The organism is Aquimarina megaterium XH134 (assembly GCF_000520975.1).
In the GTDB taxonomy this organism is placed as follows: Bacteria; Bacteroidota; Bacteroidia; order Flavobacteriales; family Flavobacteriaceae; genus Aquimarina; species Aquimarina megaterium.
Map to the genome: position 1 here is coordinate 1 of NZ_JACB01000073.1, position 18,287 is coordinate 18,287.

The 18,287-nt window shown below is 36.3% G+C and carries 2 protein-coding genes; both read left to right on the plus strand.

Going from position 1 to position 18,287, the window contains the following annotated elements; genetic code table 11:
* A partial coding sequence (locus Z053_RS31205) for an SDR family NAD(P)-dependent oxidoreductase (protein WP_025668030.1) occupies positions 1 to 13,459 on the plus strand: 13,459 nt, incomplete at its 5' end.
* Positions 13,460 to 13,614: 155 nt separating this feature from the next.
* Positions 13,615 to 18,287, plus strand: a 4,673-nt coding sequence (locus tag Z053_RS0126660) for an SDR family NAD(P)-dependent oxidoreductase (RefSeq protein ID WP_025668031.1), incomplete at its 3' end; no start/stop codon positions are given.

The following is an 18,287-nucleotide window of genomic DNA, read 5'->3' on the forward strand; positions in this document are numbered from 1 at the left end:
CTTAACGGGATATGACAGTTATTTCATCTCAGGAGGAACTAAAGAAATGTTACTCGATATACAGGAAGGCAAAATTAAATTTACTGATACTACAATATATCACTTAGCCATGGATTGTAATATTCCTGTGATTGCATCCATGCAGGGCCATGGTATTGGAGCAGGATGGTCTATGGGTATGTTTAGTGATTTCCCAATATTAAGTAGAGAAAGTCATTATATAAGTCCTTATATGAATTACGGATTTACTCCCGGGGCAGGCTCGACATTGATTTTTCCGAAGCGTATAGGTTATGATCTTGCTCGTGGTACGTTGCTAACAGGAATAGAATATCCGGGTCAAGCATTAAATAAGAAAGGAGTATCCTTACCGGTTGTTTCCCGTAAGGAGATTGGAGAGTTTACATTTACATTGGCCAGAGAATTAACGCGTAATACCCGTGATAATTTAATTGCCTTCAAACATCAGATAACCCGTGATATCAAGGATCGTTTGGAAGATACATATACCCGGGAGTTGTCTATGCACGAAAAGACTTTTGTAGGACGTTCGGATACCCTGGAGCGTATAGAAGGTAATTTCAATACTACTTCAGAAGATACTCGGGAACAAGTAGCTTTTACAGAGAAAGCTATTTTATCCAAGTCTGAAAAAACACCACAGTATGCAGATGTATTACCAATGATTAAAAATAATCTCAAAAACTTACTGGCTCAGGAACTACACATGGAAGAAGACGAAATTGATGAGGATAGTCAGTTTGTAGATCTAGGTTTGGATTCAATCATAGGAGTAACCTGGATAAGAAAGATCAATGAAAAATATAAGATTTCCATTAACGCAACCAAAATTTACAGTTATCCAAACCTTATAGAATTTAGTCGTTATGTTAAAGAGGAAATGCAGAAACTGGGAGTGCCGCCTATTCAGAAAGAAGCAATACCTGTAGAGGTTAATGCATCAATAATATCTCAGAATACAGATGCTTTGTCATCTAATCAAAGAGAATCTATCTCAAAACCTAAAGTATCAATAACAACATCGGATCTAAGATTAAAAGATAAACCTCAATCCATAGCCATCATTGGTATGGCAGGTCAGTTTCCTATGGCAAATAATGTGGAAACTTTCTGGAACAATATTGTAGAAGGGAAGAACTGTATAAGTGAAATTTCTCAAAAACGATGGGATATTGGTAAATACTATCAAGATGGAGAAGCTACTCCGGGAAAAACGTATAGCAAATGGATGGGGGCACTTGAAGAATATGATCTTTTTGATCCTTTATTTTTTAATATATCACCATCTGAAGCAGAATGTATGGACCCGCAGCAAAGGCTGTTTCTGCAAACCTGTTGGCATGCCATAGAAAATGCAGGCTATAATGCTAAACTATTGGAGAAAAGTAAATGCGGTGTATTTGTAGGTTGTGGCCAGGGAGACTATCATTTGTTATCTGATAATATGCGAACAAGTGCTTACGGTTTTACAGGAGGAGATAACTCAATACTGGCTGCACGGATATCTTATTTTCTGAACTTGCAAGGTCCTTGTTTGACTATCGATACAGCTTGTTCTTCCTCATTGGTAGCGATTGCTAATGCTTGTGATTCATTGATCCTGGGTCAGAGTGATCTTATGCTGGCTGGAGGAGTATATATTGGAGCAGGGGCAGATATGCATATCAAGACTTCACAAATGGGAATGTTATCATCAGATGGCAAATGCCATACCTTCGACCAAAATGCTAATGGTTTTGTGCCAGGTGAAGGAGTTGGAGTAGTGATGCTAAAAAGGCTTGAAGATGCAGAAAATGATGGAGATAATATCTTAGGAGTCATCAAGGGTTGGGGCATTAATCAGGATGGCAAGACCAATGGGATTACAGCCCCGAATACCGAAGCTCAATCTAAGCTACAACAAGAAGTTTATGATAATTACAGAATAGATCCATCTTCTATTCAGTTGGTTGAAGCACACGGAACAGGAACTAAGCTTGGAGATCCGATTGAGGTTGAGGCTTTGGTAGAATCCTTTACAAGATATACTTCAGAAAAAGCATATTGCGCACTGGGTTCTGTTAAAAGTAATATTGGTCATTGTTTAATGGCTGCAGGAGTCGCAGGAGTGATTAAACTCTTGATGTCGTTGAAATATAAAAAACTGCCCCCAACCATTAATTTCGAAAACCTGAATGAACATATCAGTATAGAAAACAGTCCATTTTATGTTAATACTCAACTCAAAGATTGGCAAGTAGAACAAGATCAACAGCGACAGGCAGCAATCAGTTCTTTTGGGTTTAGTGGGACTAATGCTCATATGGTTATATCTGAATATAATTTTGCAGAAACTAACACACTAAATTCAAAAAGTAATCAAGATACAGGTTATGTTTTTCCCTTATCAGCAAAAACAGAAGAACAGTTAAAGCAAAAAGCTGTTGATATACTAGCGTATTTAAATAAACAAGAGCAATCTTGTGATTTGGATCAGGTAGCATATACCATGCAGATTGGAAGAATGGAGATGGAATATCGTTTGGGGGTGGTAGCAAGTACTCAAGATCAATTAGTAGAAAAACTAAATGGATATATTGAAGGAAAGAAACGGACTCAAGATACGTTTGTAGGAAAAGCAAAAAATAATGAAACTACAATTTCATTATTTTCAAATGATACAGATTTACAAGAAACGATAGATAAATGGATACAGCAGAAAAAGCTTTCCAATCTAATCAAATTATGGGTTGAGGGGTATGATCTGGATTGGAATAAACTGTATGGAAAAGTTAAACCCCAACGTATTCAATTACCACTTTATCCTTTTGCCAAAGAACGATATTGGATTGAAGAGAATAAAAGTAGAAAGAATGTTGAATCAGTTTTTGAACAGGAAATAACTCAACCACTTTTTTTTAGAGAATATTGGAAAAAAGAACAGCGTACCATTGTTCCGGTAAAGAAAGAAAATCGCTCAACTATTGTTTTTGCAAACAAGGAGTTTAGCGAAATGTTGAAACAAGAGATGCTAGATAGCCTGTCTCAAACTATAGTTGTAGAGCAATCAGACAATTATCAAAGAGTTACATCTCAGTTGTATAAGTGTAGTCCCGATAATACACATGATATAGAAAAAATACTTGCTATTGTAAATGATCAGGAACGTAAACCAATTCATATTCTTTACCTGTGGGCAAAAGGTAAGGGAGAAGAAGGGATTTATAGGTTGTTTGATGTGTTTAAAACAATCAGATCATCAACTTTACCAGTAGAACACATAACACTTGTAGGACATTATAATACAGCTGAAGTGAATACTTGTTGGGACTATTCCTGGATAGGCTTTGAACGATCTTTAAAACTACTGCTACCCAACACAGAATTATCTTTGTTTTATATTGATTCTCCGATATATTCATTGCAATTAATAGCAGAAGCGTTGCAATGTAATGGAGTATTGTGGTATAAAAATGATCAACGATATAGGTTGTCTTTACAGTCATCGATACCCAATAAAGTAACTAACGAATCTGTTCTTAAACAAAAAGGAAATTATTTAATTACCGGAGGGTGCGGAAAATTAGGCTTACAGTTTGCTCGTTTTTTGGCAGAAAATTATCAGGCAAATTTATTGTTGATAGGTCGAACACCAATATCTTCGGTGATTGAAGAACAATTAGCAATAGTAAAAAATGCTGGAGCAGGACAAGTACATTATCGATCTGTCGATGTCAGTGATAAAGAAGCGATGTTGGCATTACGATCACAACTACCTTTTGAGATTTCAGGGATTATTCATGCGGCAGGAATAGCATCTTCACAACCATTTTACCAACGTTCAACAGATGATATCAAAACTATACTTTATCCCAAAACCTATGGGACTATTGTACTCGATGAGGTGTTAAATCAACCGTCTTTAGATTTTATCTGCTATTTTTCATCGGTATCAGCTTTTTTAGGAGATTTTGGATCCTGTGATTATGCTTTAGCAAGCCGTTTTCAGATGGCGTACAGTTTTTATAGAGAACAAAAACCTGAGTTAAAAAGCAAAACGATGGTCATCAACTGGCCATTATGGGAAGAAGGAGGTATGGGAACCAGTGATGCCGAGCAAGCTTCTTTTTATTTAAAAAGTAGTGGGCAGGAACCATTAAAAACATCTCAAGGAATAGGATTATGGCATGACCTTATAAAAACAGATAAATTGCAAACCTTGGTTATGTTAGGGAAACCATCAAGGATAGAACAAGTTTTAAATCGTTTATATGTTACAGAGCAGTCAAAAAGTATAGAAAATGTATTAGTCAATACAAACAATATTAAAAAAATAGAAAGAGAACTTCGGGATCAAGGGATTTCGGTAAAAGATTGTGTAACTAATGATCTAAAACAACAGATAGCAAGCCTGACAAAAATCAATCAGAATAGATTAAAGGTAGATCAAAATCTTACCGAGTATGGTTTTGATTCTATTAGTTTAGGTAAACTTGCCTCTAAGCTAACAGCTTATTTTGAAGTAGAAATAACCCCAGCAGTATTCTTTAGCGCAACTACAATTCAAAAATTGGTAGATTATATTCTGGAGGAGTATCCAGATCAGATAGACGAATTTTATATCACTGAAGCAACCAATGAAAAAGGAAATAATGAAAAAATAACAATAGCTAAGCTAAAAAGTATTAAGCCAATACATAATAACTCATTTTCCTCACACCTTTATCCAAAACAGATAGATGTATCAAATACTGAACCTATTGCAGTAGTGGGGATGTCGGGACGTTTCCCACAGGCGCAGACAGTAGATCAACTATGGTCGTTACTTTCAGAAGGCAAAGATGCTATTACCGAAATACCAACAAATAGATGGGATTGGAGTGATTATTACATAGCTCCAGACAATACTAATAATAAGATAACAACAAATAAAGGAGGTTTTATTCACGGAGTGGATAAGTTTGATCCTTTGTTTTTTGGAATTTCGCCGCGTGAAGCTGAATATATGGATCCGGCAGAACGCTTATTACTGATAGAAACTTATAAAGCTATTGAAGACGCCAGAATATCTCCAAAGGAGATCAAAGGTAAAAAGGTAGGTGTTTTTGTAGGAATGGAAGAAGGGCAATACGATCAGATTACCGGAAAACCAGGAATTACCACTACCGGAAATGCAATGATAAGCTCCAGACTTTCTTACTTTTTGGATCTTCAAGGGCCGGCTATTTCAACAAACACTGCCTGCTCTTCAGGATTGGTAGCACTTCATCAGGCAGTTTCGAGTTTACGTCAGGGAGAATGTAAAGCAGCTATTGTAGCAGGAGTTTCATTGTTGCTTTCACCAGAAAGTTATATAATGATGAGTGAGGCAGGCATGCTTTCCGAAGATGGGCGTTGTCATACATTTTCAAAAAATGCCAAAGGTATTGGAGTAGGAGAGTCTGTCGTAGTTCTAATGTTAAAACCACTATCGACAGCTATAGCAGATGATGATACTATCTATGGTACAATTAAAGCTAGCGGAATTAACTTTGATGGAAAGACTAATGGAGTTACTGCTCCTAATGGAGATAGACAGGCTGCATTAATTGAAAAAATCTATACTGATCACCAAATCAATACAAATGACCTATCCTATATCGTTACACATGGAACAGGTACCAAATTAGGAGACCCTGTTGAAATAAATGCATTAGCCAAGGCCTTTAAAAAATTGAAAGAAGATCAAAATTCTTTAGCAAAACAGGAATATTGTGCCCTAACCAGCTGCAAGAGTAATATAGGACATACCCTGGCAGCATCAGGCCTGGTGAGTGTTGTTAATTTACTGAAAGCGATGCAACATCGCCAAATACCGGCAAGTCTCAACTGTGTTGAAGAAAACGATTATATAACTTGGAGAGATAGTCCCTTCTATATCAACAAAAAGAAGAGAGAATGGACCAAGGATCAAAGTAAACCTTATCTGGGAGCTGTGAGTTCTTTTGGAAGAAGCGGTACCAATGCACATGTTGTAATAGAAGAATTTGAAGTTCCTGTAGAACATAAACAGCCTATACCAGTAAAGACTCGGGAAGAAAAAGTGATGATTTTACTCTCAGCAAGAACTGAAGAGCAGTTGTATCAAAAAGCGCATGATGTGTTGGATTTGATCTCAGAACCTAAAGAAACTTTTAATGTACAGGATTTGGCATATAGCCTTCAGGTATGTAAAGAAGAGTTTGAGGTACGCCTTGGTTTCCTGATAAATACCATGAATCAATTGATTGAAAAACTGGAAGCGTATCTGGAAGGTTCAGAAACAGTAGAAGGAATCTTTTTGGGTAAAGTAAAACACGGTCAGGAAGATATGAATATCATCAATGGAGATGATGATATGAAAGAAGCAATTGAAAAGTGGATTACCAGAAGAAAACTGCCCAAACTAATGGAATTATGGGTTAAAGGATTGGCTATAGATTGGAAAAAATTCTATGGAGAAAATCACCCCAAACGTATTGCATTACCTGCTTATCCTTTTGCACAAGATCGTTATTGGATAGACTCTACTCAAAAATATTCGAAAACTATAGGAAGTGCCTTACATCCATTAGTACATTATAATACCTCAAATCTCATTGAGCAAAGCTATAGCTCAACATTTAGTGTAGAACAGCCTCTTATAGCTGGATATAGATATCAGGATAATATAATAATAACTACAGGAATATACCTAGAAATGGCAAGAGCGGCAGTCGAAATGGCTGTACCTTCCATAGAAAACTCAACAGTTATTCAATTAAATCATTTGAAGTGGGGAATGCCCTGTATCGTCGATAAAGATAAAAATATCAAGGTTTCATTATCGGTAACGAACGATAACAAAGTTCTATATGAAATAAAGAATCAAGAGGAAGAAAATCAAGAGACTTATTTTTTCGGAAATGCAATACTCAGAACAAAACCCGAAATCACAAAATTGGATATTTCAGAACTTAAAAAACAAATTAAAGCCGAAAAGATAGAAATATCTGGCTTATATGATGCTTTAAAAAATGAAGGAGTAAGTTATGAGAAACCTTTTCAGGTTCTTGATGAAATATATGTTGGAAACGAGCAGGTATTGACAAAACTTGTAATGCCGGTAACAAAGCATAAAAAATATGTATTACATCCAGCGATAATAGAAGGCGTTATACAAGCGAGTACGATGTTATTCCCAGAGACAAAGGCATTGATACCGGTAGCTATGGGAACTTTAACGGTAATTTCTGCTTATACTGAAGAAATGTTTGCCTGGATAAGAACAACACCAGAAGAGCAATCCCAAAGCAGTTCTATAAAACTTGATATTGATCTATGTGATAAGAACGGTAATAGTATAATCATCATTCGAGACTTAGAACTGTTAAAAGCTTGTGAATTTTTACCCCTTTATAAGAAGACATCTATTATAGAAAGTGATCTGAATTGGGATAAGGTTAGTTACCAGACTCAATGGGAAGAACAACCCATTAAACCATCAAAAATTGAGGTAACTCATAAAAATGTATTGATTGTATGCAGCGGAAATACTTCCGGGTTTGAAGAAGAGATACAAAAATATCACAATCAGAAAGAGGGAGGTAAAACTTTTGTTATAAAGGTTTCTGATAAAACAATACAGGTATCAGATAAAGAATGGCAATGCGGAATAAACGACTCTAAAGGTTTTCAGGTTTGCTTACAGAGTATTGATACTATTGATATTGTGTATTTTCTTTCTCTCGAAAAGAAATTTTCTCAACCAGTTGATCAAACAGAATTAAGACAGAATTACGAAACGCGAGAGATTCAGTTTTTACGTCTTGTTAAATCCCTTAAACAAGAAAATAGCATTAAAGAAAAAATTGAAACCTATGTATTGACATTAGATACGCATACGATTCATGCAGAATCTAATCAATTTATCGGGGCAGGAATTACAGGTTTAGCCTATTCTCTTGCACAAGGGAGTTATCAATTCCGTATTAGAAATCTGGATGTATCTTCAGAAGATATAGAGACGTCAAAAGAGCATGCTCAACTACTGGAAATGATCTTACAAGAACCTCCTTCAGATAGAGGAGAAGTATTTAAGATCAGATCAGGAAAACGATATCGCCAGAAGCTCTACAAACTAAACTGGAGTAAGCAGAACATGACTGCAATTCGTCAGAATGGTGTATACATAATTGTTGGTGGAAGCGGTACTGTAGGAAAGATTATTACTCATCAATTGATGGAAAAATATGAAGCAACAGTAGTGTGGATTGGAAGAAGTGAAGTAACCTCAGAAAAGGTGAAAACAGCTATGAAATCGTTTGATGGATGTAAGGGCAATTTAGAATATATGCAAGCAGATGTAACCGATCTGGAAGCCATGCAGGAAACTGTAACATTCATAAAACAGAATTACACTACTATAAATGGAGCTGTTTTTTCTGGAATGATCTTCAACTTTGAAAATTCACTAGATCAAACTACAGAAGAAGAGTTTAGATCTATTTTTGATTTGAAAGCCCAAGGGAGTTGGGTTTTCTATACAGCTCTGAAAAATGAATCCCTTGACTTTATGTGTTATTTTTCATCGGGACAAGCCTATTCTTTTTCAGGAGCATCTAAGCTTTCTGCTTATGCCAGCGGTATTACATATGCTGATAGTTTGGTACACTCGATAAGGAGAGAATCAAAATTTCCAATAGGGATTATCAACTGGGGGTTCTGGAAATCCTCATTAGATACCATTGAAGATGGTAATGAAGAAATTTTGACAGATAATTTTGAAGCTCTTGAAAATAATGAAGGTTACCAATGCTTCGAACAATTTATTGGAGAACTTTGTAATGAAAGAATTCATCAAGCCCTATGTATGAAAGCATCATCACCTATTAAGGCATTGATGAATTGTGATCAGGATGAATTTATCTCCTATATGGAAAAATCAGTATTGTCTTCAATACAACTGTCTGCTAAAAACATTGAAATTCCACAAGAAAAAATTGATAGATTAAAAGACGAAGAAGAAAAAAGCGAACTTGAAGATTGGCTTCTTCAATTGTTATATAGCCAAATAGAACAATTAATAAAGGCAAATTATCAGGAAAAAACACTGAAAATTTCTGACTTACGAAAACGATGTGGAGTCCTGGATAAATATACTTCTTGGTGGGATAATTGCCTTCAAAGGTTTAATCAAAATGGGTATATTCAGTTTAAAAATGGAACTATTAATTCTCTGAAAAAGACAAATACCAAAGAAGTATGGAACAAATGGGAAGTTGAAAAAGAAAAGCATTTACAAAATCCTGATCGAAAAGCCTGGGTAACCCTTGTGGATAATTGCCTGGAAAAATTACCAGAAATTTTAACTGGCAAAGTTTTGGCAACAGATATTATATTCCCTAATGCTTCGATGGAAAAAGTCGAAGGAGTATATAAAAATAACTTACGATCAGATACCTTCAATGAAATAATAGCCAATGCTGTTGCTACTTACATACAACAAAAACTGCAATCTAACCCAGAAGCAAAACTAAGAATCCTGGAGATTGGCGCAGGGACAGGAGGAACATCGGCTATTATTTTTTCAAAATTACAACCCTTTAAAGCTTCTATAGATCAATATTGCTATACAGATCTTTCAAAAGTGTTCTTTTTTCATGCAGAAGAAAAATATTTACAGGACAATCCATACATACATTGTCAACGATTGGATATAGAACAACCAATAGAAGATCAGGATATTGAAGCAGGTTCATATGATTTGGTAATTGCAACCAATGTGCTACATGCAACACGTGATATACGGCAAACCTTACGTAATGCTAAAGCTATACTGAATTCAAATGGATATTTGTTTATTAATGAATTAAGTACTCCGGTACTTTTTAACCATCTTACTTTTGGATTACTAGATGGATGGTGGCTTTTTAAAGATGCTGATCTTAGGATGCCCGGAAGCCCTGGAGTAACATCTGCGGGATGGCAGAAGGTTTTAAAAGAAGAAGGTTTCCCTATGGTATTGTTCCCCGCCGAGGAAACACATAATCTGGGACAACAGATAGTTTTGGCTCAAACTGATGGTGTAATAAGACGTAAAATATCAGTAAAAAAGAAACAGAAAGGACCTTCTACTCCTCCTATTCTTGAAAAAAGCAAACCAGAACAACCTAAAAAGAAGATATCAGATTCATTACAAAAATCAGGTTTTGCCTCAAAACCATTACAAGATGTTTCAGAATATACTCGAACAGTAATTTTGGATAGTTTATCAAAAACTTTGAAAATTTCTCTTGCGAGTATTGATTCGAATATAGCTTTTTCGGATTATGGAATAGATTCAATTCTAGGGGTAAGTTTTATAAATCAAATTAATGAAGCTCTTTCTATTTCATTAAATACAGCAATTATATTTGAGCACTCTTCGGTAAATCGTTTAGAGAAACATATTGTAAATACGTATCAGGAACAAATAAAACCTCGTATACCCAAGCAACAAGATATTACACCTCTAGAAAATAAAGAGGAAGTGTCAGAGATCCATGAGAATAAAGTTATTGCACCTGTTAACTTAACAGGAAATAGGTTCAATATCAATGAAAAAGCTTTTTTGGGACCGTCTTCAGAACAAAGAGAACCAATCCTATCTGAGATTGCAGTGGTAGGAATATCCGGAATGTTCCCTAAAGCAGATAATATTGAAGAATTTTGGCACAATTTGGAGAATGGAATTGATGGTGTGAGCGAGCTTCCTGATTCTTACCTGGATCAAAGAAATTACTATAGTACCACAAAACAACCCGGTAAAACCCGATGTAAATGGGGAGGAATATTAGAAGAAAGAGATTGTTTTGATCCTTTGTTCTTTAATATTTCTCCAAAAGAAGCAGAATCTATGAATCCACATCAGAGATTGATTCTTCAGGAAAGCTGGAAAGCAATTGAAAATGCTGGATACAACCCCAAAGATTTTTCCGAAACTCAAACAGGGATTTACATTGGTGCCGAACCTACAGGATATACAGGAGAAACTTTCACAGGATACTCTGATGCTATTATCGCTTCTCGATTATCCTATATTTTAAATTTGAATGGTCCTTCCTTTGTGGTTAATACTGGTTGTTCTTCTTCTGCAGTAGCTTTGCACTTAGCTTGTGAAAGTTTAAGGAATAAGGAAACGGATTTAGCACTTGCGGGAGGAGTAAACGCTTGTTTGGATCAAAATGTGTTAATCCGACTCGATAAAATTGAGATGTTATCACCAAAAGGTCGTTGTTTTACCTTTGATCAGACTGCCGATGGCACTATAATGTCAGAAGGAATAGGTATGGTAGTATTGAAACGTCTGGAAGATGCAGTAAAATCAGGAGATAAGATTTATGGTGTTATTTCAGGGTCTGGAATTAATCAAGACGGTGCGAGCAATGGTATAACAGCACCCAATGGGGCTGCGCAGGAAAAACTTATAGTAGATATTTATAATAAGTTTAATATCGATCCGGAAAAGATCAATTATGTCGAAGCACATGGTACCGGAACAAAACTCGGTGATCCTGTAGAAACAAATGCTTTGGTAAGAGCTTTCCAAAACTTTACAGAGAAAAAAGAATTTTGCGTAGTTGGTAGCGCTAAGTCTTATGTTGGGCATGCCGCAGCTGCTGCAGGTGTTATTGGACTAATAAAGGTATTATTGTCTTTGCAAGAGAATAAAATACCTAAGTTGTTAAACTTTAAAACCATCAATCCTCTTATTGAATTTACCGATTCTCCTTTTTATATCAATACAGAGATTATAGATTGGAGTCCATTAGAAGGAATACCCCGAATGGCGGCAATAAACTCTTTTGGACATAGTGGAACCAATGCGCATATAGTTGTAAAAGAATATTTGTACCCTGAAAAACAAAATACAACCAGAAAAAATAATCCGGTTATTATTCCACTTTCTGCGAGGACACCTGAACAGTTATCACAAAAAGCTATTGACTTATTGAGGTTTATTAGTTATCAAAAAGAAAAAGGGCAAATAACCAACAGGGTAAATTTAACAGAGTTAGCATATACCCTTCAGGTAGGTAGAGAAGCTATGGAAGAACGTTTAGGGTTTGTGGTAAGTTCTATAGAAGAACTAGTCAAAAAGCTTAAGGCTTACATTAATAGAGAACGTTCTGTTAAAAATACCTGGATAGGACAGGTTAAGCAAAATAATGAAATTCAAGACTTGTTTAGCGTTGATACAGATCTACAGCAAATTATTGATAAATGGATTACTGAAAATAAGTTGTCCAGCTTAACAGATCTATGGGTAAAAGGGCTTAAGTTAAATTGGTATAAATTGTACGAAGGAGAAATAGTCAATCGAATTCCTTTACCTTCATACCCTTTTGTTAAAGAAAGGTATTGGCTAAATACGTCAAAAAATGAAGAAAGTATAAAGAAATCAGAAACTTCGGTTTCAATTATACATCCTTTATTACATCAAAATACTTCTGATCTAAGCCAACAATGCTATACAACTGCTTTCAACGGTAAGGAATTCTTCTTAAGAGATCATAAAGTAAATGGACATAAAGTACTACCGGCAGTAGCCTATCTCGAAATGGCTCTGGCAGCAGTTAATCATGCATCAACCATTTATCAAGAAGGATATATAGTAGAACTACAAAATGTAGTTTGGCTAAAACCGCTATATGTTGATGCAAACAAACAGGCTTCTATAAGCTTATTTGACAGTGAGAATAAAAGTAGTACTGAAGAAAAAATTGATTTTGAAATTTATAGCAATGATACAAAAGCACAGCATCAGCAGGAGGAAATACATTGTCAGGGGCAAGCAATTTTCATAAAGGGTGAAATCTCTATCAAAAAGGATATTAATCAGCTTAAAGCACAAATGCGTGAAGGTATTATCGAATCTCATACGGTTTATAGTTCCTTTAAACAGATAGGAATGGATTATGGCCTTTCTCATCAAGGAGTATCGGTTATTTATATGGGAGCAGAACAACTTTTGGCACAACTTAGCTTACCTGTAGAGGCAGAAACCGATCATAATCAATTCACCTTGCATCCTAGTGTAATGGATAGCGCTCTTCAGGCATGTATAGGTTTAATGGTGGATGTAGATAACCTGCCATCCAGACCATTACTACCTTTTGCACTGGAATCTGTACGTATAATTTCTAAATGCACTTCCCTAATGTACGTATGGGTACGTTATTCTCAGGGTTGTAAACCCGGAGATAGAGTGATTAAACTAGATCTGGATCTGTGTGATCAAGAAGGAAATGTTTGTGTACAGATACTTGGATTTTCATCTCGGATTTTGGAAGAAAAAATAGATAACACTTCTCAGGTTACATTACATAATCAAAATTTCGATGATAGTTTTTATAGCGATGTAATTGAGAAAGTTTTGAATAATGAAATCTCAGTAGAGGAGGCAGCAAAGCTAAATTGATCTTAGAGATAATAAACAAACATTGAGGGATTTTTTAAGATTACTTCACCTCCCTAAAAGAATAGTTAACAACATGTAATGCGAGAACGAAGCGGTAGTAATGGTTTTTGTTTTGTAATGTTCTTATTTCTAATTAATTAATAAAATTTAAACGAGTGAAATTTGAATTGTTAAAAATATATCAGGATGTTTCCAGTGGGAAGCTTACACAAAAAGAAGCGTTAGAAAAAATCAAAGTTGTAAAGCAGCAAAATGCAGAAGAAACCAGAAGTGTGCTGTTGGCAAAATCTGATTGGACACCAGTTGTATTGGATGTCTCTTCTAACGATGAAATAGAATATGAACAATATCATTTGATTTTATGTGAAATATCACATTTAAAAGAGAAGCATATTAGTAGTTCACTTTCGCCAAGTAAGATTTGGAGTTTCCGGGTAGACCAAAAACAACATATTTCCGAGAGGTATAGTGAGTATGCTCTTTCCTGTTTTGAATTGATTCAAAATATACTAATCAACAAACCAGAAGGAAAAGTACTGATTCAGTTGGTTGTACCTAGTGAAGGAGAGCAAATAATTTTAGCAGGGCTTTCCGGATTGTTGAAAACTGCTGCTTTGGAAAATCCATTAATAGTTCCTCAACTTCTTCTTATTGATCCGAAAGTTCAAGCAAATGATCTTGTATTACAACTGAAGGATAACCAATCCAATCCAGATGATCAATTGATAAAATATGAACAAGGTATCCGATATGTTTTAAAGAGAGAAGAAATACATGCCATAGAAGTACACCCCAAAATAGCTTTTAAAGATAAGGGAGTTTATCTAATCACTGGCGGTATGGGAGGTCTAGGTCTTTTATTTACCAAAGAGATTCTTAAACAAACCACACGATCCAGGATTATACTAACAGGGCGTTCTGTATTGACTCCCGAAAAGAAAATACTTTTAGAAGAACTTCCTTCTCGCAACAATGAAGTAGAATACTATCAACTAGAACTAGATAATGCAAAAGAAGTTAATAAACTTATCTCCGATATTGTTAAAGAAAAAGGAATATTAAATGGTATTCTGCATTGTGCAGGGATGACTTCTGACAATTTTATAATAAAAAAGACTAGTGAAGAATTTATCAGAGTATTATCTCCCAAAGTAAGGGGGACGTACAATTTGGATCAGTCCAGCAAGGATATAGATCTGGATTTCATGGTATTGTTTTCTTCGGTAGCTTCTCAATTGGGAAATGTTGGCCAGTCTGACTATGCAGCTGCGAATGGTTTTATGGATGAGTTTGCGATATATCGTAATCAAGAAGTTGCAAGGGGACATCGTATAGGGCATACCCTATCTGTCAATTGGCCATTGTGGGAAGAAGGAGGAATGCAAATAAATAGAGAGAATCAAGAAGCATTACGTAAAAAATTTGGAATGTATCCCATGCCTGCACCTACAGGAATAGATGCATTTTATAAAACCTTAGAGTTAGGTTATGGGCAGGCTTTGGTAGTAGAAGGTAACTCAATCCAAATACGAAGAACATTTCTTGAAAATCGAGAAGAGAAAGCAAAACCTGTGTTAGCATCATCACATAATGGACAACAAGTAGTTTCTACAATAAATACTGAAAATCTTCAAGGAAAAACCGAAAAATACTTATGTGATCAATTTGCTATTTCATTAAAACTAGCCTCTCATAAAATAGATCCTAACGCACCTCTTGAAAAGTATGGTATTGACTCTATATTGGCAATGAGTTTGACAGATCAACTGGAAAAGACTTTTGGCTCTTTACCTAAGACGCTATTTTTTGAATATCAAACCATTCATGAGTTAGCAGAATATTTTAGTAAATCACATGCTTCACAGTTATCTAAGCTTTTTATGCTTGGAAAGAAATTTCAGGAAAAAGAAATAGAAGAAGTTCCTGAGAAAGAGACAGGAAGTAGTAGTAAAATACGATTAAACCGTAGACGTAGAATCGTAACTCCAAAGGGAACAGATAAATTGATTGAATCTGACCCTATAGCGATTGTAGGTTTAAGTGGCCGTTATCCCGAGTCAGAAAATATAGATGCCTACTGGAAGAATCTTCGGGAAGGTAAGGATTGTATTACAGAAGTTCCGAAAGATCGATGGGACTGGAGTAATTATTATAGTGATGATCGTACAGAAGCAGGCCGTCATTATAGTAAATGGGGTGGTTTTATAGCAGGAGTAGATGAATTTGATCCAAGGTTTTTTAATATATCACCACGTGAAGCAACTTCGATAGATCCCCAGGAGCGTTTGTTTTTAGAACATGTTTGGATGGCAATAGAGGATGCTGGATATACTCGGTCGAGTTTACAGATTCCGCATAAAGATGGATTGCCTGGTCAGGTTGGGGTATATGTTGGGATGATGTATAGTGAGTATCAGTTGTTTGGAGCTGAAGCAAGTATGCAAGGTAATCCGATGTCCTTATCGGGTAGTTATGCCAGTATTGCCAATCGAGTATCGTATTTTCTAAACTTGCATGGTCCCAGTATGACCTTGGACACGATGTGTTCTTCCTCATTGACAGCGATCCATTTGGCTTGTCAGGATCTAAAGGAAGGACGTACAGACTTGGGTATTGCAGGAGGGGTTAATGTTAGCGTTCATCCTAATAAATACCTGATGTTAAGTACAGGTCAGTTTATTTCCAGTGATGGTCATTGCCAGAGTTTTGGAGAAGGTGGAGATGGCTATATTCCCGGAGAAGGAGTAGGTACTGTTATCTTAAAGCGACTTTCGGAAGCCAAAAGAGATGGCAACCATATTTATGGAGTAATAAAAGGTAGTTCCCTTAACCACGGAGGGAAGACAAATGGTTATAGTGTTCCCAATCCTAAGGCCCAGGCAAGTGCTATTCGTCAGGCATTGGCAGCATCGGGTACAGACCCTCGACATATCAGTTATATCGAGGCTCATGGTACGGGTACTAAACTAGGGGATCCTATTGAGATATCTGCCCTTACCAAAGCATTTGAGGAAGGTAATGATGTTATTAAGACGGGATATTGCCAGATTGGTTCTGCCAAGTCCAATATAGGACACTGCGAATCTGCCGCAGGTATTGCCGGTCTAACCAAGGTATTGCTACAGATGCGTTACCGCCAGATTGTTCCGTCGTTACATTCAAATCGTTTAAACCCTCATATAGATTTTGATAAAACTCCATTTATAGTAAACCAAGAACTCCGCGACTGGGATGCTCCTATACTAGATGGTAAGGAATTACCTCGAATAGCAGGTATTTCGTCCTTTGGAGCAGGAGGATCAAATGCTCATTTGATTATAGAAGAATATATAGATTCAGATATACTTTCCTTCAATGGATCAGGATCAGATTTTATGATCCCTTTATCAGCCAAAAAGCCATTGCAATTAGAACAGAAGGTAAGAGATCTGCTGGATTTTATCCGTTTTTCGATTGCATCAGGAGATTTTCTTGATCTGGGTGCTATGGCGTATACCTTTCAAGTAGGTCGGGAATCGATGGATGAACGTGTTGGTTTTGTAACTAGTTCTATCGATGAGTTGACTCAAAAACTAGAATCTTACCTGAAAAGTACAGATAATATAACAGGTATTTATCGCGGTCAGGTAAAACGTGACCAGGACTCACTTACGAGTTATGCGACAGGAGGTTTGGACATAGACCAAATGGTTCAACAATGGATAAAAGATAGAAATTATTCATCTTTGATAGAGGTATGGAGCAAAGGTCAGGATATTGACTGGCAAGAGTTGTATGTAAATACCCATCCCAAACTGATCAGCCTTCCTACCTATCCTTTTGCCAGGGAGCGATACTGGATAGATATAGTGGATACAAAAGCATCTGTAAAGGGCAAAGTTACCTCAGTGCTTCACCCATTGCTGCATCGTAATATTTCTGATCTATCATATCAGGTTTATAGTTCAACCTTTAGAGGGGACGAGTTTTATATCTCTGGTTCTCAGGACCGGGAACTTCCAGTATCGGTGTATTTAGAAATGGCTCGGGCTGCGATAGCGGATTCCTTACCGAATAAGGAAAAATCTATTACCATTGAGTTTAAAGATATTGTTTGGACAGGCCCGTTATCTATCCAAAAGGATTTACGAGTAGATATCGCTTTGTTACCTCAAACCAAAGATATTATAGATTTTGAGATCTATGGTCAGGAAGGAGAAGAAGAATTGATCTATTGCCAGGGAAGTAGTATCGTATCTACTGAGTCATCTAAGGCTATTTTGGATATAGCTATGCTTAAGAAGCAAATAGGTAATGAAGGAATAAGAAGTGCTTATGGTCTTCCTTTATCAGAGGTTGTGAGTGTATATCACAATAGTACACAATTATTGATACAGTTAACTCTTCCAGAATCATTGCCATTAAGTGAAGAGACATATAGATTACACCCAACGATGCTAGAGAATGCACTTCAGTTGGGAAGTCAATTATTTGCTGGAGATCATCAGAAGGTATTACCTATGGGAATAGCTTCCTTAGAGGTAATTGATAGTTGTACCCGTGAGATGTTTGTTTGGCTTCGTCCTTCAAATCAAGCAGGTACTCTAGATATCGACTTGTGTAACAAACAAGGCGAAGTATGTGTTCAAGTTCGTGGAGTGGGCTATGAGGGAGAAGTTAAAATCCTGGAGGAAGCACCTGTTAGGGAGTACGAAGTATCCGGGGTATCATTACCTCCTAAAGAAGTAGATATGCTACCAAAAGAACTTCCGATCCCCACACGAGTTTTGCATACTACAGATGATACTATTATTTCTTCGGGTGAAGGTTTTGATAAAGTATCAGTTTC